The following is a 23,327-nucleotide window of genomic DNA, read 5'->3' as shown; positions in this document are numbered from 1 at the left end:
GCACGTAGCCGACTCGTCGGCGGAGCTAGCCAGTCGAGCCGGAGGCCAACCGGTCGCTGGACTTGTCGCGCGGATAGGCGTATGCGCCGGTCTTCGAGGTACGGAAGCCGCCGCTTGCCAGGGCTTCGGCGAGCTTGACCGCAGCCGTGACACCGTCGATCACTGGCACGCCTGCTTCGCGCGAAAGCCAGGCGCACAGTTCGGCCATGCCGGCGCAGCCAAGGACAATGGCATCGACGCCATCCTCACGGATTGCCGCGCGCGCCTCGGCCAAGAGCTTGGCCCGTGCTGTTGCCGGATCGGCCTCGAGCGCCAGGACCGGCAGGTCGACCGCTCGCACGCGGCGGCAGCGCGAAGTGGCGCCGTAATGGGCCACGAGATCCTCGATCACCGGCACCGACCGCGGCAGCGTCGTGATGACGGAAAAGCGTGTCGCCACGGTGACCGCCACTTGCACCGCGGCCTGGCAGATGCCGATGACAGGGCCGGAGGCCACTTCGCGTGCAGCGGCCAGGCCGGGATCGTCGAAGCAAGCAATCACGTGCGCCGATGCGCCTCGTTTGTCAGCGGCACGGATCGCCGCCAGCATCGCCGGCACCGCCATGGCTTCGTCCGAATAGCCTTCGATCGAGGCGGGGGTGCCCGTCGCGGTCTCCGCCTCGATCACCGACCCTTCCGACCGGGCTGCTTCGGCCGCGCGCGCAATCTGATCGGTCATGGAGGCGGTCGAATTCGGATTGATGACGTGTATGCGAATCATGGCGTGGCCCTTTCCGGCCTCGGGGTCACCTGTGCGACCTCGTAAGTCAGAAGCTCGTCCGGCTTCTTCAGTTCGAATTGACGGTCCGAGGTGATGTAGTTGTCATTGTGCAGCCGGGCGATCGGCTGATAGGTCTGCGGGTTTACATACCGCCCGTCGGCGTCGAGACACTGGTCATGGATGTGCATGTGCACGACTTCACCGATAACCAGGACGCGCTTGGGATAATCGAGGATGCGTTCGACCTTGCATTCGAAGCTGCAGGGACTTTCGGCAATGCGCGCCACATCGATCTGCTCGGACGGCACCGGCGTGAGGCCGGCGAATTCCAGCTCGTCCACTTCCGAAGCGAAATTGACGCTGCAGACGATCATCGCCTCGGCCAGCGCCATGTCCACCATGTTGACGACGAATTCTCCAGTGCGGCGGATATTTGCTACCGTGTCCTTCTCGTCGCCGTTTCCGCGGTTTTGGATTCCGAGGACAACCAGCGGCGGTTCGTGCGCGAACACGTTGAAAAAGCTCATCGGGGCGGCATTGTTGTGCCCGGCAGGGGAGCGCGTTCCGACAAGCGCGATCGGGCGCGGACCGATGAAATTGGTCAGCAGACGGTAACGGTCGCGCCCGGGGAGCGTGGTGAAATCGATGTTCATGTCCGGTTGCCCTGCATGGCTGTCCTCATCCACTAACCACAGAACCCCGGCGCACGACGCGGCGGCCGGCCGGCCGGCGGCCGAGCGCATCACCGACATTCAATGCCTCGATCATCACAAAATCGGCGCGCCCGCCCGCCCGCAGTCCGTATCCGGAAAGGCCGATGGCCTTCGCGGCATTCTCCGTGGCGCAACCAAGTGCGCGGCGGAAATCGACGTCCGTGTTCCAGTCGAAGCGATAGGCGGTCAGGAACGCCCGCTCCAGCATGTCGCCGTTGCCGAGCGGCGACCAGGCGTCGCGAATGCCGTCCGATCCGCAGCAGACGGTGACGCCAAGCTCGGTCAGTCGCTCGACCGGCGGGACGGCCACATCGGCCGGCGCCGAGGTCATCAACGATATCTGCAGGTCGGCGAGCCGACGGCCGATCTTCTCGAGCCTTGCCGGTGCAATCATGCCGAGGCAATAGGCATGCGAGACCATGACCTTGCCGGCTAGGCCGGACGCCTCGGCATAGTCGGCGATGCGTTCGATCTGCCACGCGCCGAGTTCGCCCTTGTCATGGAGATGAATGTCGACGCCCACCCCCTTTTCGACGGCGAGGTCGAAGACGAAGCGGAGTTGCCCGTCGGGGTCGCCGTCGATTCCGGCCGGATCGAGACCGCCGACGGTTTCCACGCCCAGGTCGATCGCCTGCCGGATGAGCTCCGTGGTGCCCGGACGGCATAGAAGTCCTTGTTGCGGAAAGGCCACGAATTGCAGGTCCACTTTGTCACGCCAGCTTTCGCGCAGCCGCAACATCGCCTCGACATGCGAAAGACCCATGTCCGGCGCCACGTCAATGTGCGAGCGAACGGCGGTGGTGCCGTGGCGCAGCATTTCGGCGAGCAGGCGGGAAGCGCGTTCTTCCGGCGGGGTCGGGTTTGCAGTGAGAACGCGACGCTCATTGTCGATGTAGTCGCGCAGTCGTGCGGCGCGCCGACCGGGCTGCCAGCCCTCCCCCCACAGCGTCTTGTCGAGATGCACATGCGGCTCGACGAAGGCGGGCAGGACCAGGCGTCCCTCGCAATCCACCGCATCGGGGGCCGTGATGCCGGCGCCGATCGCCTCGATCACGCCGCCCGTGCAGCGAATGCCAATCGACTGTCCGTCGATGTCGCGCAGATTGGTATAAGTGGTGGTCATGCTCGCCTCTCTGTTTCGATGCGCGGCCGCAAAGACCGCGCATCATCCGTCCGTTCCGTCCTCAGCCCTTCAGGCGGGTCCAGATCCGGTCGCGCAACTCGCGGGCCTTGGGGCCGCAATCCTGCGTCGGAACCAGCCGGGGCGTGTATTCCTCGGGCATGTTGATCGCCTCCATCTTCTTCCACTGTTCGTTGAGGAATTCGTCGGACTTGATGGCATTGGCATAAGCAATGGCATTCGACACCGCGGCCGCATTCTCGGGCGCCATCATCCAGTTGATGAAGATCTTTGCGTTCTCCGGATGCGGGGCATTGGCCGGGACAGCGAAGTTGTCGCGGAACATCGGCGTGCCTTCCTTGGGATAGAGGAAGCGGATCGTGTCGCGCTGCGCGGTCGCGCGCGCCGTCGCGCCATTCCACACGTGATGCATCGCGACTTCGCCGGAGGCCATCCGATCGACCGTGCTGTCGGAACTGTAAAGCTTCAGCTTGGCCTTCTGCGCCTGCAGCAGTTCGAGGATGCGGGCAGCGTCCTCGTTGCTTTCGGTGCATTGCGGAATGCCGAGGTAGAGCGAGGCGGCGAGGATCTCGTCGCTGGCGGTATCGAGGGCAGCGATCTTGCCTTCGAGGCCCGGACGCGGCTCGAAATACTCCTTCCAGCTGGCTTCGAGCGTGCCCCCTTCGACCTGCGCGCTGTCATAGGCAAGGCCGGTCACGCCCCAGAGATAGGGCGCCGAATACTCGTGCTTCGGGTCGAAATCCGGATTCTTGAACGCGTCCTTCATGTGGGCGTAGTTCGACATCTGGTGGGTGTCGATCTTCATCAAGAGGCCGTCCTTGATCAGGCCCGGGATGACGTAGTCGCTCGGCACGATCACGTCGTAGGATGCCCCGCCCGACTGGAGCTTCGCCAACAGTGTGTCGTTGCTGTCGAAACCGTCGAGGATTACCTTGATGCCAGTTTCCTTCTCGAACTTCGTCAGGAGTTCGACCGGGTAGTAGTCCGTCCAGTTGTAGAAGAAGAGCGTCTTCTCCGCATCCTGCGCCGCGGCCGGCAGCGCAGAAAGAGCGGCGGCGACAAGGGCTGCGCCAAAACGGGCTTTCAAGGGCATTGCGGTACTCCTCCAGGTTAACGGCGCAAACGGCCAAGGAAAAACGACAGCGAAACGAGCAGAACCGAGACGATCAGCATGACCGCCGAGATCGCATTGATCTCTGGCGTGATGCCGGCCCGGATGGCCGAGAAGATGTAGACCGGCAGGGTCGTGGTGCCGGGACCGGCCAGGAAGAACGAGGTCAGGAAGTCGTCGAGGCTGGTGACGAAGGCGAGCGTGAACCCCGCCATGATACCCGGCCACAGGAGCGGCATCGTCACCCGCCGGAACGTGCGAAAGCGATTGGCGTAGAGATCGAAAGCAGCCTCTTCGTAGCTAGCGCTGATCCCCTCCAGGCGTGCCCGGATCGGCAGATAGGCGAAGGGGATGCAGAAGGCGGTATGGGCCGCGATCATCGCGCCAAGTCCGAGTTGCACGCCCACCGAGACGAAGAGCAGCAGCGTCGCCACCGCGACAACGATCTCGGGCAGGATCAACGGCGCGTTCAGGATCGTCTCCGAAGCCCCGCGACCGAGGAAGGAGCGTCGCATTGCCAGGGCCGCCATCAAGGCCAGGATCGTCGCGGCCGTCGCCGCACAGATTGCCAGCACCAGCGAGTTCCATGCCGCCGCGCGGATCGACGGATTGATCAGGATGCGGCCGTACCAGTCGAGCGAGGCATGGGTCCAGACTGTTGCCGTCCGGTTCGCATTGAAGCTGTAGGCGATCAGCACGATGACGGGTACGTAGAGATAGGCCAGCACCGCAAGCGAGATTTCGCGCGTGAAGGGAAAGCGCTTGGGACTCATGCCGGCCTCCTGTTACGCCAAAGCGCCATACCGGTCATTACCAGCAGCATGACCGCGAGCAGCACCACCGAGAGCGCCGCCCCGAAGGGCCAGTTGCGCGAGGCGCCGAATTGCATCTGGATAATGTTACCGAGCATCAGCGTCTTTCCGCCGCCGAGAAGCGCAGGCGTGACAAACGCGCCGAGGCAGGGAATGAAGACGAGCAGGCAGCCCGCCACGATGCCGTGCGTCGCAATCGGCAGCACGACCCGTCGAAGCGCGCGGGCGCGCGTGGCGCCGAGGTCGTGGGCGGCGTCCAGCAGTCGCCAATCGAATTTCTCGAAGACCGTATAGAGCGGCAGGATCATGAAGGGCAGGAAGGAGTAGGTCAGGCCGATGGCGACGGCCACGTCATTGTAGAGCAGCTGCACCGGCCCGAAGGGCGATAGCGCGTTCACGGCCCGGGCAACCCAACCATCCTCGCGCAGGATGATCAGCCAGGCGTAGTTGCGGACAAGAAGGTTGGTCCAGAACGGGATGGTGATGAGCAGCAGCATGATGTCGCGCCCGGTGCGCGATAGGCTGGCGATCCAGAGCGCGACCGGCAGCCCGAGCAGCAGGCTGAGCACCATCGTGACCGCCGCCTGCGCAACGGACCGCAGAAAAATGACCAGATAGCTGGTGTTGAGGATCATCGTGCCATCGAAATCCTCTTCCCAGACCAGGCGAACATAGTTCGCGGCGGATGGGATCGAGTTCCAGTCGACGCCGGAACTGCCGCCCTTCTGAAGAAACGAGATCCAGCCCATCAGGCAAAGCGGCAGACCGATCAGGACCAGGATGACGGCCAGGGACGGCGCGAGAAGCAGGGTTCGGCGCAAGGCGGACTGGTGCCTCATTGTGCCAGCACCCGCAGTGCTTCGACCGGCAGCGCCAAACCGACCGCACTTCCCGTCTCCGGCGGCGATTCGGAAGATTCCGTCTGCCGCAGCAGGAAGGTGCTGCCGTCCGGCAGGCCGAGCTTGTGCAGCATCGCGGTGCCGAGATAGGCGGAATGGATGACAGTGGCCTCGAGCGCGCCCTGCCCGGCCGGCACGAGCCGCGCGCGCTCCGGCCGGACCGCGACCGTCACCCGCCCCGACGCCTCATGGTCCAGCGGCAGAACGATGCCAAAGTCGAGGCGCACCCCCCGGCCCGGCAAGGCCTCGCCTTCCATCAGATTGATGTCGCCGATGAAGTCGGCCACGAAACGGTGAGTGGGTGCCTCGTAGATCTCGCGCGGCGGGCCCATCTGCAGGATCTTGCCGGACTGCATGACCGCGACGCGGTCGGAAAGGGTCAGCGCCTCTTCCTGGTCGTGGGTGACGAACAGAAACGTGATACCCGCCTCGGCCTGCAACTGCTTCAGTTCGATCTGCATTTCCTTGCGAAGCTTGAGATCGAGCGCAGACAGCGGCTCGTCAAGAAGCAGGACCTTGGGGCGCGGCGCGAGCGCGCGTGCCAGCGCCACGCGCTGCTGCTGGCCGCCCGAAAGCTCGGCAGGACGGCGGCCGGCAAAGGCCCCCATCCGCACCATCTCCAGCGCCTCGCCGACGCGTTTCTTGATGGCGTCACGCCCCAGGCGCTGTTCCTCCAGCGCGAAGGCGACGTTCTGCGCGACCGTTAGGTGCGGGAAGAGCGCATAGCTCTGGAACACGGTGTTGACCGGGCGGCGGAAGGGCGGGATCGAGGTGACGTCCTGCCCTTCGATGGCGATCGAGCCGTTGTTGGCGGTCTCGAAGCCGGCGATCAACCGCAGCAACGTCGTCTTGCCGCAGCCCGACGGACCGAGAAGCGTGAAGAATTCGCGCCGGCCGATGTCCACGGACACGTTGTCCAGCACGGGAACAGCATAGATGCCCTTGCCGAAGCTCTTGCCGACCTTTCGGACGGAAACCGCAGGGGGAACGGACGCGTCTGACATGCTGACCCTCTTGGCGCTATTGACCGCGGGCATCCTGTATCGCATCCATTTTGATGTCAACATTGCATCCCATTTAAGTGTGCATTATTGCTGTAAACTGTTGCGACAAACCCTATCCGCGACGCCGGATGCCCGGCCCGGTAGCCGGACAAGCGGTGTGTCAGCGTATCCACCTAAAAATGCGCACTTTTCACAGATTGACTGACGTTGGGAGTGATGCCGAGCGGCGTCGTCGATCACGCAAGGATCCACCTGAGGATCGGGTAATCCAGACAAGGAGGATATGGCGGCAGCGTGCGTCACGCCAACCGTTTCGCCATCTCTGCCGCGCATTGCCGGCCGACATTGTATACGTGACCCGCATTGTCCGGGACGGAACAAGCAGCGCTCCCGGCGCCGCCTCCGTCAAGGACTGTTGCGGCGCGCCGCACTCTCTCGGTGGGGAGGCCGCCACGGAGGTGGAAGCAACCGCGAAGGCCCGCCTTGGTTCATGGCGGGACGGAAAGCGCCTACAGGCCTTCCTCCTTGGCGTAGGCCGCGAGGAGATCCGGAAAGTCTTTTTCCGAATTGCTTTTCAGCAGCGCGCGCGTCGTTATCGCCTCGATGTGATGGTCCATCAGTTCGGAGGCCTTGTCCCGGTCCTTGCGAGCTAGGGCGGCGATCAGCTCGCGGTGCTCCGACACGGCGCAGTCGGATGAATGCGGGCGGCCGTAGAGGGACAGGATCATCGAAGACCGCGACACGAGTTCCGTAACGTATCGCGACAGCAACCCGTTCTCGGTCAGTTCGGCGAGCAGCACATGGAATTCGCCCGCCAGTTGAATCGAGATCGACGGGTTGTCGAGGCGTGCCTTGTCCTCCGCCTCGACATGCGCTTCGAGCCGCTTGATCTGCTGAGCCGTCAACTTGCCGATCAGGCTATCGACCACCAGGTTCTCCAATGCCCGGCGCACCGCGAAGATGTCTCGCCCCTCCTCCAGGCTGGGCTGACTGACGCACGCCCCCTTGTGCGGTCGCAACTCGATCAGGCCCTCGCCGTTGAGCCGCGCCAGGGCCTGCCGCACGATGGTGCGACTGACGCCGAGCCGCTCGCCGATCGAATCCTCGGGAAGCTTCGTTCCCGCCGCGAGCGCCTGATCGAGGATGGCACGCTTCAAGGTGCGGTAGACGGCGTCAGATTTGGATACCGCCGATTTCTGATGGCCGTCGCGAGGTTTGGGCGTCATGGTTGTCCTGAACGAGTGGTCACGCCTACAGCTCAAAGCGCGAGCAAAGCGTGCATTTGTTACACCTATCACCGCTCGGCCCGGGCCGTAAAGGCGTCGATCGCGGCAGTGGGCCGGTTGCTACTGCGCCGATGGTTCGCGTTTGGAGCGTGCCAGCGCCCGGACGAATGGACGTTGGCCTGCCGCCGCCGTCGAGGCGGGCTCATTCAATGGCCGGCAGATCGCCGGTAGGCTCGCCGTTGCGCACCAGGACGCGGCCGCGGCGAATGACCGTGCGCTTCTGCGGCGTCTGCGCCACGGCTTCCGCCAGGGTGCGCGCCGGCACCAGCACCAGATCTCCGAAGCAGCCTTCGGCTGTGCCGTAGTCGTCGAGGCCGATGCCTTCGGCGCCGCCGAAGCTGCAGATTCGGGCGGTCTCCGCGAGATCGGCATCGTTGGTCATGCCGTTGCGCTGGGCCAGAAATTTCGCCCGCTCCAGCATGTCGCCGTTCCCCCACGGCTCCCAGGTGCCCTGAATGCCGTCGGAGCCGGAGGCAACGACCAGACCGCTTTCACGCATCAGGCGCAGCGGCAGGGCCGGAGCGGAAGGACTGCCGACGGTCATCACCGCGATTCGTTCCGCCGCCAGCGCCTCGATCAGCGCGTGCTGCCGCGCGGGATCGACCATCCCGAGACAATAGCCATGGCTGACCATCACCCGTCCCTGCAGCGACAGGGCGCGGACGCGCTCGAGGATGAGTTCGAGACAGAAGGCACCCAGGTCGCCGGGTTCATGCAGATGGATGTCGACCGGTTTCCCATGGCGATCCGCAAGCGCGAAGATCACATCGAGGTGACGCACCGGATCGCGTTCGATGCTGGCGGGGTCGATGCCGCCGACGATATCGGCTCCCGCCCGCAAGGCTGCTTCCATCAGTTCGAGCGTACCGTGCCGCTGCAGCATGCCGCTCTGCGGAAAAGCGACGACCTGCACGTCGACCAAGTCGCGAAGCGCCTCGCGGGTCTGGAGCACGCCTTCGATGTTGGCAAGGCCGATCTCGGTGTCGACATCGACGTGGCTGCGAATGTTCAGAACGCCATAGGGGAGTGTCTGCATGATTTGGCGCGCCGATTGCCGGCGTGCGTCGATGCCAAGTTCGCGCTTGGCCTTGCGGTCGGCCAGAATCCGGTCGCTGCGGCTTGGGCCAACACGGTTCTCAAACCAGTCCATGCCGACAAGGGTCTTGTCGAGATGGGTATGCGCCTCGACGAGCCCCGGCAAGGCGATCTGCCCGGCTGCATCGACCTCGATCGCCGAACGGGCCTCGGTGACGGCGACGAATCGGCCGTCACGGATGAAAAGGTCCACCGGTGGCCCCCCGAACGGGCGGGCATTGCGGATGAGCAGATCTGCCATCATCGAGGATCCTCAAGCCTGTTTGGTGTTGGGCAAAGACATCAGGCCAACCCAGCCCGCTGCATCGCCAGCCGGAACGCCCGTTCCGCGCGAGCGAGGATCGCGTCGATGTCGTGACCGATGAGGTGTCGCCCGCGCATCAGCACACGTCCGCCGACAACGGTCGTGTCCACGTCCGCGCCATTGGCGAAGCGCGCAAGGCGTTGCACTGGATCGTGCGGCGGCCAAAGATGCGGCTGGCGCATGTTGATCAGGAGGAAATCGGCGCGCTTGCCGACTTCGAGCGAGCCGATCTCGTGCTCCATCGACAGGGCCCGCGCCCCTTCGATCGTCGCCATCTCCAGCAGCCGGAGCGGTGGCAGCACGGCGTCGTCGCCGAAGTGGCGGGCGTGGTAGCGATGCGCCTGAAACATGTTGCGGAACATGTCGAAGGAGCGGTCGGGCGCTGCGGCATCGGTGCCCAACGAGACGGTCACGCCGTCCTCCATCAATTCGGGCGCCGGGCAACGGCCATAGACCGACATCAGGGCGCTTGGATTGTGCGCCACCTTGGCGCCGGTGCGCTTCAGCACCGCCCGGTCCGCGTCCGTCAGGTCGATGCAATGGGCGAGCAGCGAGCGGTCGTCGAACAGGCCGAGCCGCGCATCGTTGACGGCGATGGATCCGTCGCGATGGCCGTCCTGGACGAGGAGCATGCCCCTCTCCCTGGCCAGGTCGCGCGTCCTGCGCGCTATGCTGTATACCGCTTCATCTTCAAGCTCGTTGGCATCGAACACCGGCAAGGAGAACACAACCCGCAGCCGGTCGTCGCGCCCCGCCCATGCATCGACAAGTTGGGCGGCGACGTCGAGCTGCTGGTTGGGCGCGATGGTGACGTCGCGACAGGAATCCGGCGCATACTGCCGATACACATGGTTGTGCCCCGGCCGGTTCGGACCGAGGGCAAGAACCTCACGCACCCCCATGGCCGCGATGGCATCGAGATGCGCCTCGGCGGCATCCGGCGCCTCGCTGCGCATGATGTCCGGACCGCCACCGAACAGCAGCGCCGCGGTGGTGGTGCCGCAGCGGATTCGCTCTGCCGCCGATAGCGCCGCCTCGGCCGCCCAGAATTCCGGATCGGTTGCCTGAGCATAGATGCGGCCGGTGACGCTCATCCAGTCCTCGGTTTCGCTGCCCAGTCCCTTGGTGAGCATGTGGCCTGCATGTGCGTGCGTGTCGATGAGGCCCGGCATGACAACCATGCCTGAAGCATCGATTCTTTCCGCATGGGTCTGTTCGGGAAAGTCTCCAACGCCGATCGCTGCGATGCGCCCGTCTTCGACCAGCACATGACCGCCGTCGATAATGCGCCGATCTCCGTCCATCGTCAGGATCACGCCGTTTTCAACCAGCAAGGACGTCGCCATCGATTCTCCCCTTCAATTGCTCGTGACGCGGTGTCTGATGCGCACCATCAAATACCACTTTTGCTGGCTTGCTATTGTGCACATCACATGTACATTAAATACGGGAACAATAAGTATCCAACAAGGTCATAAACGCGTATACTTCAAAAATGGGAGCATGCTGTGAACACCTCTATCAGGACCCTTTTAGCCGGGCTTGCCATCCTCTTCCCTCTCGCAACGCCAGGCGCCGCCGAGACGCTGCGGTGGGCCTCGTCCGGCGACGTCATCTCCTATGACCCCAACGCGCAGGTCGACAGCTTTACCCAGAGCGTCCAGCATATGGTTTTTGACCCGTTGGTTCGCCGCAACAAGGATCTGGTGCTGGAGCCGGCGCTTGCCACTTCCTGGGAAATCATCGAGCCGACCCGCTGGCGCTTCAAGCTGCGCCAGGGCGTGAAGTTTCACGAGGGGCAGCCCTTCAACGCCGACGACGTGGTGGCCACGATCCAGCGCCAGATCGATCCCGGTGCGCGCAACCGCGAAAACCTATCCGCCGTCATCGGTGCCGAAAAGATTGACGAGTATACCGTCGATCTTATCCTGCGTGGCCCCTATCCGCTGCTCCTCAACGATCTCGCCGCCATCTACATGATGAGCAAGCCATGGATGGAGGAGCACGACGCGCTAAAGCCGGGCAACGCATCGACCGGCGTCGTCACCTATGCGGCCAACCACGCCAACGGCACCGGCGCCTTCAAGCTCAAGAGCTACGAGCCGGATTCCCGCTCGGTTTTCGAGGTGAACAAGGACTGGTGGGACAAGCCGCAGCATAATCTGGACGAGGTCGAATTCCGACCGATCGCTTCAGACGCCACCCGCGTCGCAGCGCTGCTTTCCGGAGAAGTCGACATGATCGCCCCGGTGCCGCTGCAGGACATCGATCGCATCGCTGCCACCGAGGGTCTGAAGGTCGTCGAGAATCCGTCGCTGCGGACCATCTTCCTCGTCATGAGCCAGCGGCCGGAGCTGCATGCGACCCCGGGCAAGCCCAATCCGCTACGCGACGTCAGGGTGCGTCAGGCCCTCTGGCACGCCATCGACGTCAACACGATCCAGAAGCGGCTGATGCGCGGCAAGTCGCGCGTGGCCGGCATGCTCGTCGCGCCGGCCGTGACTGGCTACGACGAATCCATCGACGTGCCGTTGCCCTATGATCTCGACAAGGCCAAGGCGCTGCTGGCCGAAGCCGGCTATCCCGATGGTTTCAAGACGGGGCTTGCCTGTTCGAATGACCGCTACATCGCCGACGAACAGATCTGCCTCGCGGTCGCATCCATGTGGGCAAAGATCGGTGTCGAGGCCAGCCTGAGTATCGAGAGCAAGACGACCTTTTTCCCGCGCACCGACAAGGGTGAGTTTGACAGCTACCTTCTCGGCTGGGCCTCTCTGCCGCCGATGGACGGCTTCAGCGTGTTGCAGGCGCTGCTGGCCACCAATGACGGGACTTTTGGTGGCAGCAATACCGACGGGCTCTCCAATCCCGAGATCGACAGGCTGGCGCATGCGGCTGCTGTCGAACTCGATGAGACCAAGCGCGTCGACATGCTGAAGCAGGCCTTCCGCATCACCCGTGACCAGGTGCTCTACCTGCCGCTGCACCAGCAGCCGGTGGCCTGGGCGATGAGCAACAAGGTCGACATGCCGCAGTTCCCGGACGAGTACGTTCGCCCGTGGTTCGCGCAGGTCAAGAGATAGGCGGCTTTCCTCCCGAGGTGCGGTCCCGGCAGGCGCAAGTAGGCCGGGACCGCAAGACAAATCCGGCCCGATCCCTCCCATGCCGGCAACGGCGCAGAGGACACGGAGCGAAACTGCTTGGGTTTCCGCCCTTTAGGCTGCTTCGCTCCCTCGCAAGGACTCTCCAATGATCAGACTTCTCTCGGTCAGGTTGCTCCAGGCCATCCTTGTAATTCTTGCCGTCACCGCCATCGCGTTCGTCATGTTCCGTTTCGTTGGCGATCCTGTCGCAGCCATGGTGCGCGAGGGCGCCACCCAGGCGGAGAAGGACGCGCTGCGCGCGACGCTGGGTCTCGACAAGCCGCTCGTGGTGCAGTTCTTCGATTTCGTCGGTCGGGTGATCGGCGGTGATCTCGGCACGAGCTTCCGCTACCAGCAGCCGGTTGTGACCCTGCTCTTCAGCCGGCTCCCCGCCACGCTGGAGCTCGTCGCCGTCGCCACCGTCCTGGCGCTCTCGATTGGCATCCCGCTCGGCGTGCTCTCCGCACTGAAGCCGAACTCCTTTCTTTCCCGGCTTACCCAGTCGGCAACACTGGTCGGCATTTCCATGCCGACCTTCGTCACCGGCCTGCTGCTGATCCTGGTGTTCGCCGTCAACCTGCGCTGGCTGCCGTCCTCAGGCCGCGGTGACCTCGTCGACCTCGGTCCGTGGCAGACGGGCTTCCTGACGCTGTCCGGCCTGAAGTCGCTGATCCTGCCGTCGATCACGCTGGCACTGTTCCAGCTGACGCTGATCATGCGGCTGGTGCGCTCGGAAATGATCGACGTGCTCTCCTCCGATTACATCCGCTTTGCCTTCGCGCGCGGTTTGCCGAAATCCTACATTTACGGCAAGCTGGCGCTGCGCAATGCCCTGATGCCGGTCGTCACCGTCACCGGCCTTCAGATCGGCCAGCTCGTCGCGTTCGCCATCGTCACCGAGACCGTATTCCAGTGGCCGGGCATGGGGTTGCTGTTCACCAATGCGGTCGGCTACCCGGATATCCCGGTTCTCTCGGCCTACCTGCTGTTCGTCGGCTTCCTGTTCGTGTTCATCAACATGATCGTCGACATTCTCTACACCTTCATCGACCCCCGGCTGAGGACGAATTGATGACCCGGCAATCCCTGATGTATCGGCTCCCTCCGGTTTCCGTGATGATCGCCGGCCTCGTCCTGGCAATCATGCTGGTTCTCGTGATCTTCGCGCCGCTGATCGCACCGATGGACCCGCGCGATGTTTCCTCCTATTCGCTGATGGACATGGAAATACCGCCGGCCTTCATGGAGGGCGGCGACCCCCGCTTCCTGCTCGGCACCGACAACCAGGGACGCGATCTGGTCTCGGTCATCCTGTTCGGCCTTCGCATTTCGGTGCTGATCGGCATCGGCGCGGTCCTGTTTGCGGCACTGGTCGGGGTGGTGCTCGGTCTGGTCGCCGGTTTCTTCGGCGGCATCGTCGACAGTATTGTCATGCGCATCGCCGATGTTCTCGTCAGTTTCCCGACCATTCTCGTGGCGCTGCTGATCAGCGGCATCGCCCGTGCCCAGCTCAGCGCCGATACCATGCTCACCTGGGCGCCGCTGGTGCTGATCTTCTCCATCGCGATCAACGAGTGGGTGCAATATGCCCGCACGGTGCGCGCCTCGACCATGGTGGAGGTGGCGCGCGACTATGTGCGTGCCGCCAAGGTCATCGGCCTGCCGTCGGGGCGCATCATGCGCCGCCATATCCTGCCCAATGTCATGAGCTCGGTGATGGTGATTGCCACGATCAATCTCGCCGGCGCGATCCTGACGGAGGCCACCCTCTCGTTCCTCGGAGCCGGAATGCCGCCCACCTATCCTTCGCTCGGCACGCTGATCCGCATCGGCAACCAGTTCCTGTTCTCCGGTCTTTGGTGGATCGCGGTGATGCCGGCAACCGTTCTGGTCGTCCTCGTGTTGGCGGTCAACGTCATCGGCGACTATCTGCGCGATCGCTTCAACCCCAAGCTGGCGGAGCGTTGAGATGACAATTGCCCAGCCTCCCGTCCTCGACATCAGGAACCTGCGGGTCGAATATCCGCTCGCCAATGGCAATGTGCTGACTGCGGTCAAGGACATCGACCTGGCCATCCGGCCCGGTGAGATCCATGCGCTTGTCGGCGAATCCGGCGCCGGCAAGACCACGGTCGGCAGTGCGCTGATGGGCCTCTTGCAGGCCCCCGGCAAGATCGTCGCCGGCTCGATCGAAATCGCCGGCAAGCCGATCGACCTGCGCACCGGCCGCACCGAGGGCATCGTCCCGGGTCGTGACGTCGGAGCGATCTTCCAGGATCCGATGACCAGCCTCAATCCGCTGTTCACCGTCGAAAGCCAGCTGTGCGAAGGCATGCTCACCCACCTGAAGCTCTCATCCAGGGAGGCGAAGGCGCGGGCACTGGACCTGATGAAGGCGGTCGGCATCCCCGAGCCGGAACGCCGTCTCGGCAGCTATCCGCACCAGTTGTCCGGTGGCCAGCGCCAGCGCGTCGTCATTGCGACGGCTCTTGCCTGCGATCCGCAGCTGATCGTCGCCGACGAACCGACGACGGCGCTCGACGTCTCGGTGCAGGCGCAGATCCTCAAGCTGATCCGCGACCTCGCCGACCAGCGCGGCGTCGGCGTGCTGCTCGTTACACACAATATGGGCGTGGTCGCCGAAATCGCCGACCGCGTCACGATCATGCAGAATGGCGCCGTGGTGGAAAGCGGGCTGGCGCGCGAGGTGCTGACCGCGCCGAAGGCGCCCTATGCGCGCACCCTCATTGCCGCCGTGCCGCCGATCGACGCCCGGCTCGACCGTCTGCCGGTACCGAGCGAGGAAACGCAGGTGACGCTGGAGGCGCGCGCGGCCGTCCGCCGCAACAGCACGAAGAGCGAGGCGGGCAGCCGCGACGATGTCGTGCTCGCCGTCAGTGACCTCTGCGTCGAATATGGCGGGCGCTCGCTGATCCCCGGTCGCAAGGCATCGGTGTTCAAGGCGGTCAAGGGCGTCTCCTTCGACGTCCGCCGCGGCGAGATTTTTGGTCTCGTCGGCGAGTCCGGCTGCGGCAAGACCACCGTGGCCAACACAATTGCCGGCCTCGTCGCGCAGAGTTCGGGCGAGATCGCGTTTCAGGGACATGCTCTGGCGGGCAAGCGCCACCGCTCGGTGCGCCAGTCGCTGCAGATGGTGTTCCAGGACCCCTACTCGGCGCTCAATCCGCGACTGCGCATCAATGCCGCCATCGCCGAGCCGATCCTGTTCTACAAGCTCGCCGCCGATGCTGCCGAGGCGCGGCAGGATGCACGCACCCTTCTGGAGGCGGTCGGACTGCCGGGCGATGCGGGTCTACGCTTCGCGCACGCCTTTTCCGGCGGCCAGCGCCAGCGCATCGCCATCGCCCGGTCGCTCGGACCGCGGCCGTCCATGCTGATCTGCGACGAGCCGACTTCCGCCCTCGACGTATCGGTGCAGGCGCAGCTCCTCAATCTCCTCAAGGACCTGCGCGACCTTGCCGGCCTGTCCATGCTGTTCATCAGCCATGACCTTGCCGTGATCCGGCAGATGTGCGACCGCGTCGCCGTCATGAAGGCGGGCGAGATCGTCGAACTCGCGGATACCGAAACCCTGTTCACCGCGCCGAAGCACGAATACACGCGGGAACTGCTGCGCCTTGCGCCGTCGCTGGAACGAGTTCTCCAGCGCGATGATGCGACCCCTAAAGGTCTGCTACACCATGGCTGACCTGCTGATCACCAACGGAACCGTCATTGCCCTCGACCCCGAGCGCCGGATCATCGCCGACGGCGCGGTGGCGATCGAAGGCGACCGCATTGTCGCCGTCGGTCCATCGGATGAGGTTACCCGCAACCATCCGGCCCGCGAGACGCTCGACGCGCGCGGCATGGCGATCATGCCCGGCTTCGTCGATGCGCATGCCCATGCCGGGCACGGGTTGATCAAGACCTTGGGCGGCGGCAAGAGCGACCCGTGGTATCGCGCCTGCCAGGGCGGCTATACCGTCGGCTCGACGCCGGAATTCTGGTATGCCGAAGCGCAACTTGCGGCGCTGGAACGGCTGCGCTTCGGCGTTACCACCGGGGTCTCGCTGCTCGGCGGCGGCGATTCCGTCATGCGGACCGATCGCGCCGAATACGGCGATGCGCACATGGAGGGCGTGCTCGGCATCGGCACGCGTTCCGTCGTTGCCGTGGGCGCGACACGGCCGCCGCATCCCCTGACCTATGCAAGCTGGAACGGCTCCGCCCGCACCGACTATCCCGTCACCTTCGACGATCAGTTTGCCACCTGCAGAACCTTGATCGACCGCTGGCACCGCACCCATGAGGATCGCCTGCATGTCGCACTGCTGACGCCGACGCTGCATCAGGCCCACCTTGACGCACCCGGCGCAGAAGACGCGATCGCCCAGTCGCGCAAGGTCAAGCGGCTGGCGGAGGAGCGCGGTCTGGTCTTCACGCAGGACGGCCACACCAGGGGCAGCGTCCGCATCGCCCACGACATCGGCATCCTGGGGCCGCGCACCCTGCTCTCCCATGCCACCGGGCTCGACGAGGACGAAATCGCCATCTGCGCCGAGACCGGGACCTGTATCGTCCACAATCCGAGTGCGGTCGCTGCGATCCTCGCCCGCTGCCCGGTGACCGAACTGCTCGATGCCGGCGTGACGGTTGCCATCGGCTCGGATGCGACCGCGCCGGATCGCTCCGGCGATATGTTCCGCCATATGCAGCAATGCATGCATTACCACCGCACCCATTTCCACGATCCGAGCTGGCTGCCGCCGGGCAAGGCACTGGAAATGTGCACGATCGACGCCGCCCGCGTTCTCGGTCTCGACCACGAGATCGGTTCGCTGGAGCCGGGCAAGAAGGCCGACGTCATTCTCGTCGACCTGCGCCGGCCGCATCTTTACCCGGCCCATATGCCGGAGTTCCGCGTCACCTATTTCGCCAACGGCAACGACGTGCATACCGTCCTCGTCGGCGGCAAGGTGCTGCTGAGCGACCGCAATCCGCTGTATGTCGATCAGGACGCCGTGCTCGACGCGGCGCAGCGCGAGGCCGAATTGATGATCGACCGCCTCGACCTGCGCGATGGGCTTGAGACGCCGCGCATGTTCTGGGGCCATAGCCGCGATCTGGACCTGATCGAATGAGCGGGAGCGTAACGGCGCGACCATGCAGGAATTCTGGGTCGGCAGCGTTTAGGCAACAAGAAAAGGAACGCGACAATTCCTTGCAAACTGAAAATAATGACATTTCTGTCCTTGATCCTGATGCTCAGTCCTGTGAGCGCGTTTGGCCAGACCATGCGTGAAGAGCTTCACCGCGCCGCCGCCGGCAATGACGTAGCGGCCATCCGCACCCTTCTGTCGCAAGGGGCGGACATCGAGGCACGCGACGACCGTGGCCGGACGGCGCTGCTTGTCGCCACCCACGCAAACCGGATCGATGCCGCAGCGGCATTGATCGAGGCGGGCGCCGACGTCAACGCCAAGGACGATATCAACGACAGCGCCTATCTCTATGCCGGTGCCCGCGGGCTCATCGAAATCCTGAAGCTGACGCTCACCCATGGCGCCGATCTGAAGAGCACCAACCGCTACGGCGGAACGGCGCTCATTCCCGCCGCAGAACGCGGTCATGTCGAAGCCGTGGAACTGCTGATCGCCGCCGGCGTGGATGTCGATCACGTCAACAATCTCGGCTGGACCGCGCTGCTGGAGGCGATCATCCTTGCCGATGGCGGTCCGCGCCGTGTCGAAATCGTCAGGCAACTGCTTGAGGCCGGTGCCAATCCCCGGCTGGCCGATGGCGATGGCGTGACACCGCTCCAGCATGCCCGCCAGCGCGGCTATGACGCCATGGTGGAGCTGTTGCAGGCGGCCGGCGGTTAGCCGCTGCCTGGCCCAGGCCCTCGCCAACACAACGACAAGAAGACGATCACGTAAAGGAAATAGCCGATTATGTCGCAAAACACCCAGCCTAAATCGGGCCGGCGATGGATGCTGGTCGCTCTCGTCGTGCTGGTCGCACTCAATCTGCGTCCGTTTCTGACGGCACCGGGGCCGGTGCTAATGGAGATCGTCGCCGATACGGGCATGGGGTATGCCAGCCTTGCGCTGCTGACGTTGCTGCCGATGATGCTGATGGGCATCGGCGCCTTCGTGTCGCCCGTCCTGCAGGCGATGATTGGCACGCGGCGCGGTATTCTCTGGGCGCTGCTGCTGCTCGCGGCGGGGTGCGGGCTACGGCTCGGCGCGACGGACGCATCATTGCTGATGATAACCGCCGCCCTTTGCGGCGCGGGCGTCGCGTTCATCCAGGCCGTCTTCCCCGGCATTATCAAGGCCGAGTTTCCGAACGACATTCCGTTGGTCACGGGGCTCTATTCCGCCATGCTCATGGGCGGCGGAGGCCTGGGAGCCCGGCTGACGCCGCTGCTGGTCAACCAAGGGGCGGGCTGGCGAGCGGCGCTTGCCTTGCTCGCGGCACCGGCACTCGTAGCGTTCGCCGCGGCATTTTTCATCCTGTCGGATACGCGCAGCCGTCGCCCGGCCAGGTCGCTGACCGGCCGGCTGCTGGGTCGACCGCGCACGTGGACGCTGATCCTCGCTTTCGGTCTGGTCAATGCCGGCTATTCGTCGATCGTCGCCTGGCTCGCCCCTTATTATCAGGCACTCGGCTGGAGCAGCAGCGACGGCGGCAGCCTGGTGGCGCTGATGGCCGTCTGCCAGGCGGTCGCAGCGCTCGGGCTGCCGATTCTGGCGCGCCGCAACATCGACCGCCGCTCCTTTCTCTTCCTGACCCTGTTGATGCAGGCGACCGGTTTCGCAGGCCTGGCCTTTCTGCCACAGGTGGCGCCGATCGTCTGGGTCGGCTTGTGCGGCGCCGGTCTCGGCAGCAGCTTCGCGCTGGCAATCGTCACAGCCCTTGATCATCTGCCCCGCCCGGAAGAGGCAGGCGTACTGGTGGCGTTGATGCAGGGCGGCGGTTTCCTGATCGCCTCGCTCGGACCCTTCGCCACGGCTTTCCTGCATGGCATCAGCGGCAGCTTCGCCGCGGGCTGGATGATGCATCTCATCTGTATTGCCGGCGTCTTGTTCCTCTACCTGCGCTTCGATCCCGCGCATTATCCACGGGCGATGCAGATGTCCTTCGAGCCGCCGTCGCCCGAAAGACAGGGAATTTGATGTCTGATTAGACCGCCTTCCAACGATTGCGCACTGGAAGGCGGCCACCGAAAACAGCAGCCAGACCCGTCGGGATTACTCGCTGTGGACGGGGCCGCGTCTCGTCGCGGCGGGCCGGAGCCAGCGCGTTCTCCACAGCCGGAAGGTCGCGGATGCGGCGCAGGCTCTGGCGCCCCCTCAAACAGGGCGCTGGTTTCAATCCGCGTGACGATGGCGCGGATAGCTGGAGGAAAAGATGTCCTCGACCGGCGGGTGACCATAGGTCCGCTCCGGATAGCGGGCAACCAGGCCGTCGAACTGGCGCTGCGCCCTCTCCTGCTCCGCCTTGGCGTCGAAGCCCGGGATTATGCCGTCGACCATGACGAAGCGGCCGTCGATGATGACATTCGTGACATCGCGGCCGGAGCTGCTCATCATCAAGGTCTGGATGGGGTCGATGACATGGCCGATACGGTCATGGCCCATGTCGATCGCGATGATATCGGCCTTGGCGCCGGCCTGCAGGCGGCCGAGATCGGGCCGTCTCAGGGCATCCGCACCGCCGAGCGTCGCGGCGTCGAAATAGTGCTCCGAGCGCACACTGTCGATCGACCCGTCTATCACGCGCGAGAGCAGCATGCCGACCTGCATGTTCTGGATGAAATCGCAGGGCCAGGTGTCGGTGCCGAGGCCGATGCGCACGCCCATGGCGCGGAACTTCGAGAAGCTGTCCATGAAGCCGCCGTGGCGGCCCGAGACGATCGGGCAATGCACCAGCGTCGCGCCGGAATTCTTCAGGATGTCGAGGTCGCGGCCGGGGCGCTCGACATTGCGCGTGCCGGCGACATATTCCCCGTGCGGCAACAGCATGCGCTTGTTGAGCACGCCGAGCGAATCGAGCCACTCGAGCGGCGTCATGCCATAGGCGCTGGTGATGCGGTTGAATTCCAGCTCCGACTGGCAGCAATGCTGGCGGATCGGAATGTCCAGGTCGCGGCCGGCGTCCGCCGTGCGGCGCAGCATTTCGGGCGTGTTGGTTTCAAGGCGGTCGGGCGCCAGCATGGCGCGCACCAGCGGCGAGGCGAGCCCCTCGATGCGTTCGGCGAAGGCAAGCGACTCGGCGAAACTCTTGAAGCCGCGTTCCTCGTCGTAGAAGAAGGCGATCTTGCCGTTATCATCGACATAGCTGTTGCCGGTGCGATAGGCCGGGCCGAGATAGACGCGCAGCCCAAGCTCATGCGCGGCATCGGCGGCGGCGGAGAATTCCGCGACGGTCTCGCCCCATTCCCGATAGAAAAGAGAGGCTATCGGCAGCGCGGTCGTCACGCCGTTGCGGATGAGCTGGGCGAAGGCGTAGCGCTTCTGGAAGGCGAGCTCTTCCTGCGTATACATTTCATAGGCGCGGTCCATGTAGCTCTTCGGCCAGACCCGGCCCTTCTTCCAGGACGGCTGGTTGTCGAAGGCGAGAACCGTCGTGTCGAGGTCGGAGAGCGCGTCGAGATCGACGAAGCCCGGCGAGAGAATGGCATTGCCGTAATCGATGCGCTCGGCGACCTCGCCGGCATAGTCGTGCCCGACAAAGACGATCTTGTCGCCCTCGAAGACGACGACGCCATCGTCATAGATCACGTGCCGGCCGCCGCTGTGGCCAACGACCCAGCGGGCGGTGAGAAGGACAGGGCCGGCGATGCGGCCGGAAGGCGGTAGTGTCGTCATGGTGCATCCCAATCTTGATTCGATCATACCGAAGCCGCACGCGGGTGCGGCCTCGAAAACCTGCAAGGCTCAGGCCGGATGGTTCCGGTTCACTGCTTCGGCGAGATATCCCGCTTGAACCACTTGATTGCGAGGCGCGATAGGGTTCCGTCGGCGATCGCCGCATTGATCGCCTGGTCGAACATCGCCTTCAGCTCGGTATCAGCCTTGCGCAGCCCGACTGACTGGCCGCCACCAAGCGGGCCGCCGGTGAATTCGGTGCCGGCAAACACCACCTGATCGGCGCCGATCTTTTCCCGCGCACGGTCGAGCGCAACGGGCGAGGCCATCACGCCGTCGATGCGGCCGGCTTCGAGGTCGAGGTCGTGTTGCTCGGTCGACTTGTACTCGCGCAGTTCGATGCCGGGAAACAGCTCGCTCATGATTTGTGCGGCCGTCGTCGAGCCCTGGCCGCCGATCACGGTGCCCTCCATGAAGGGCAGCATCTCGGCGGCTGCCGCTTTCGCCGCTTCCTTGTCCTTGCCCATGTCGACCTGCTTGCCGACCGGCATGTTGGCGAGCGGCGAATCCTTGCGCACAAGAAACGCCGCCGAGCCGGTGCCGTAGTTGCGCGAGAAGGCGATGACCTTTTCACGTTCCTCGGTCTGCAGCATGCCGGCGACGATGGCGTCGAACTTGCCGGCGTTCAATGCAGGGATCAGACCATCCCAATCCTGCACGACGATCTCGCACTTGACCTTCATGCGCGGACAGAGGTCCTCCAGCATGTCGATCTCGTAGCCCGCCAGCTTGCCGCCGGCCTCCGTGAAGTTCCAGGGCGCATAGGCGCCTTCGGTCGCGATCGTGATCGTGCGCTCCTCGGCCTTTACCGCGGATGCGCCGAGGATCACTCCGAGGGCGATGACTGTATTACCAAGCGACTTCAACATAGTGGCAACTCCTCCTAGCCAATGTTCGAAAACCTTCACCCTTTGCCTCAGGCGGCGACGAGCACGCCGTCACGGACAACTGGAATACCTTTCCGGTAGACCGCCCGGCGAAGCGGACGGGATGCCACGGCATCGGCGGGCGTCTCGGCGCGCACGAGCACGAAGCTCGCATCGCAGCCGGGCTCCAGGCCGTATCCTTCTATGGCCATCATCGTGGCTCCGCCGTAGGTGCAGAGGCGGAGAGCCAGTTCGATGTGGACGTCGTTGATGAAATCGTTGCGTTGCGAGACGATTGCCGCACGGTCGAGCATGTCGGCGTTGCCGAAGGGCTGCCAGGTGTCACGCACGCCGTCGCTGCCCGAGCAGATGCGGACGCCCATCTCGGTGAGGTCTAGCACCGGCGGACGCGGACTTGCCGCCCCGCCCTTGGTCATCAGGTGTACCCCGGCCTTCGCCATCATGCCGCCGACCCTTGCCAACGGCTTGTCGGCGAGCATGCCTAGGCAGAAGCCGTGGCTGACTGTCACCCGGTTTTCCATGCCCAGCGCCTTGGTGCGCTCCACGATCAGCTCGATTGCGAAGACGCCGAGGGAATCCGGCTCGTGCAGGTGGATGTCGACCGGCTTGCCGTAGCGTTCGGCAAGAGCGAAGACCGTGTCGAGATGACCCTTCGGGTCGTGGTCGACGCCGGACGGGTCAAGCCCGCCGACCACATCCGCCCCCTCGCGCATCGCCCGGTCCATCAATTCCACGGTCCCGGGGCGGATCAGCATGCCGCTCTGCGGGAAGGCGACGACCTCGATGTCGACGATATCGCGATAGCGCTCGCGCGAGGCCAGCACACCCTCGAGACCGGCAAGGCCGTATTCCGTGTCGATATCGACATGGGTGCGGATATGGGTTGTGCCGTTTGCGACGGAGCGCTCGATCTGGGCTGCTGACTGGCGTTCGGGATCGATGCCGAGTTCACGCTTCATGCGGCGCTCGTTCTCGATGAGGTCGATCAACTCGGGCCCGACATCGTTGCGATACCAGGGCATTCCGAGCAGGGTCTTGTCGAGATGGGTATGGGCGTCGACGAGACCCGGCAGCAGCAGGAGCCCTTCGCCATCCACCACACGCATCCCGTCGAAGCTGCGGGAACCGTGCGCGAGGATCTCGGCAAAACGCCCTTCCCGGACGACGATGTCCTTCGCCGCCTCGCCATTCGGCCGCACATTGATGAGAACGAAGTCTTCCCGCATTGCTGTCTCC

Annotated in this window: 20 protein-coding genes; 7 read left to right on the top strand and 13 right to left on the bottom strand. The window is 64.4% G+C overall.

What is annotated here, in order from left to right; genetic code table 11:
- Positions 1-25: 25 nt before the first annotated feature.
- From JNC62_RS02960 to JNC62_RS02915, 10 genes are all read right to left on the bottom strand, one after another.
- Entirely contained in the window at positions 26-757 is a 732-nt protein-coding gene (locus JNC62_RS02960) for an aspartate/glutamate racemase family protein (protein WP_374836325.1), read from the bottom strand.
- Entirely contained in the window at positions 757-1,413 is a 657-nt protein-coding gene (locus tag JNC62_RS02955) for a flavin reductase family protein (RefSeq protein ID WP_374836323.1), read from the bottom strand. The genes JNC62_RS02960 and JNC62_RS02955 overlap by 1 nt, the downstream gene beginning before the upstream one ends.
- 25 nt (positions 1,414-1,438) lie before the next feature.
- Positions 1,439-2,596 carry an amidohydrolase gene (locus JNC62_RS02950; RefSeq protein WP_374835815.1) on the bottom strand — a complete coding sequence of 386 codons (1,158 nt, stop codon included), beginning with the start codon at positions 2,594-2,596 and terminating at the stop codon, positions 1,439-1,441.
- A gap of 61 nt (positions 2,597-2,657) precedes the next feature.
- Complete coding sequence (locus JNC62_RS02945) at positions 2,658-3,707, bottom strand: extracellular solute-binding protein (RefSeq protein ID WP_374835813.1); 1,050 nt, start codon at positions 3,705-3,707, stop codon at positions 2,658-2,660.
- A 17-nt stretch (positions 3,708-3,724) separates the two neighbouring features.
- On the bottom strand, positions 3,725-4,498 hold the full coding sequence (locus JNC62_RS02940; RefSeq protein WP_374835811.1) for an ABC transporter permease: 774 nt from the start codon (positions 4,496-4,498) through the stop codon (positions 3,725-3,727).
- Positions 4,495-5,376 carry an ABC transporter permease gene (locus JNC62_RS02935; RefSeq protein ID WP_374835809.1) on the bottom strand — a complete coding sequence of 294 codons (882 nt, stop codon included), beginning with the start codon at positions 5,374-5,376 and terminating at the stop codon, positions 4,495-4,497. The genes JNC62_RS02940 and JNC62_RS02935 overlap by 4 nt, the downstream gene beginning before the upstream one ends.
- Positions 5,373-6,440: an ABC transporter ATP-binding protein gene (locus tag JNC62_RS02930; protein ID WP_374835807.1), complete on the bottom strand. Its 1,068-nt coding sequence runs from the start codon at positions 6,438-6,440 to the stop codon at positions 5,373-5,375. The genes JNC62_RS02935 and JNC62_RS02930 overlap by 4 nt, the downstream gene beginning before the upstream one ends.
- A gap of 509 nt (positions 6,441-6,949) precedes the next feature.
- Positions 6,950-7,666 (bottom strand): GntR family transcriptional regulator, encoded by a 717-nt coding sequence (locus JNC62_RS02925; protein ID WP_374835805.1) that lies wholly within the window; start codon positions 7,664-7,666, stop codon positions 6,950-6,952.
- Between the two features lie 202 nt (positions 7,667-7,868).
- On the bottom strand, positions 7,869-9,065 hold the full coding sequence (locus tag JNC62_RS02920; protein WP_374835803.1) for an amidohydrolase family protein: 1,197 nt from the start codon (positions 9,063-9,065) through the stop codon (positions 7,869-7,871).
- A 38-nt stretch (positions 9,066-9,103) separates the two neighbouring features.
- Positions 9,104-10,471 (bottom strand): amidohydrolase family protein, encoded by a 1,368-nt coding sequence (locus JNC62_RS02915; protein WP_374835801.1) that lies wholly within the window; start codon positions 10,469-10,471, stop codon positions 9,104-9,106.
- 162 nt (positions 10,472-10,633) lie between these two features.
- Between JNC62_RS02915 and JNC62_RS02910 the strand changes: the two genes are divergently transcribed.
- From JNC62_RS02910 to JNC62_RS02880, 7 genes are all read left to right on the top strand, one after another.
- The gene (locus tag JNC62_RS02910; RefSeq protein WP_374835799.1) at positions 10,634-12,208 is read left to right on the top strand and encodes an ABC transporter substrate-binding protein; all 1,575 of its coding nucleotides are present in this window, start codon (positions 10,634-10,636) and stop codon (positions 12,206-12,208) included.
- 166 nt (positions 12,209-12,374) lie between these two features.
- The gene (locus JNC62_RS02905; protein ID WP_374835797.1) at positions 12,375-13,340 is read left to right on the top strand and encodes an ABC transporter permease; all 966 of its coding nucleotides are present in this window, start codon (positions 12,375-12,377) and stop codon (positions 13,338-13,340) included.
- Entirely contained in the window at positions 13,340-14,236 is an 897-nt protein-coding gene (locus JNC62_RS02900; protein ID WP_374835795.1) for an ABC transporter permease, read from the top strand. The genes JNC62_RS02905 and JNC62_RS02900 overlap by 1 nt, the downstream gene beginning before the upstream one ends.
- 1 nt (position 14,237) lies before the next feature.
- Positions 14,238-15,977, top strand: a complete 1,740-nt coding sequence (locus JNC62_RS02895) for a dipeptide ABC transporter ATP-binding protein (protein ID WP_374835793.1) — start codon at positions 14,238-14,240, stop codon at positions 15,975-15,977.
- Positions 15,940-17,412, top strand: a complete 1,473-nt coding sequence (locus tag JNC62_RS02890; protein ID WP_374835791.1) for an amidohydrolase family protein — start codon at positions 15,940-15,942, stop codon at positions 17,410-17,412. The genes JNC62_RS02895 and JNC62_RS02890 overlap by 38 nt, the downstream gene beginning before the upstream one ends.
- 96 nt (positions 17,413-17,508) lie before the next feature.
- On the top strand, positions 17,509-18,153 hold the full coding sequence (locus JNC62_RS02885; protein WP_374835790.1) for an ankyrin repeat domain-containing protein: 645 nt from the start codon (positions 17,509-17,511) through the stop codon (positions 18,151-18,153).
- Between the two features lie 69 nt (positions 18,154-18,222).
- The gene (locus JNC62_RS02880; RefSeq protein ID WP_374835788.1) at positions 18,223-19,449 is read left to right on the top strand and encodes a cyanate transporter; all 1,227 of its coding nucleotides are present in this window, start codon (positions 18,223-18,225) and stop codon (positions 19,447-19,449) included.
- A gap of 195 nt (positions 19,450-19,644) precedes the next feature.
- Here the strand turns inward: JNC62_RS02880 and JNC62_RS02875 are convergent, their stop codons facing one another.
- From JNC62_RS02875 to JNC62_RS02865, 3 genes are all read right to left on the bottom strand, one after another.
- Entirely contained in the window at positions 19,645-21,144 is a 1,500-nt protein-coding gene (locus JNC62_RS02875) for an amidohydrolase family protein (protein ID WP_374835787.1), read from the bottom strand.
- A gap of 89 nt (positions 21,145-21,233) precedes the next feature.
- A complete protein-coding gene (locus JNC62_RS02870; protein WP_374835785.1) occupies positions 21,234-22,073 on the bottom strand; it encodes a transporter substrate-binding domain-containing protein in 840 nt (279 codons plus the stop codon).
- Positions 22,074-22,120: 47 nt separating this feature from the next.
- Complete coding sequence (locus JNC62_RS02865) at positions 22,121-23,317, bottom strand: amidohydrolase family protein (protein WP_374835783.1); 1,197 nt, start codon at positions 23,315-23,317, stop codon at positions 22,121-22,123.
- Between the last annotated feature and the right edge of the window lie 10 nt (positions 23,318-23,327).

The organism is Mycoplana ramosa (assembly GCF_041930185.1).
GTDB classification, from domain to species: domain Bacteria; phylum Pseudomonadota; class Alphaproteobacteria; order Rhizobiales; family Rhizobiaceae; genus Mycoplana; species Mycoplana ramosa.
Note: the sequence above shows the minus strand (reverse complement) of the source record. Positions and strands in the feature narration are given on the sequence as shown.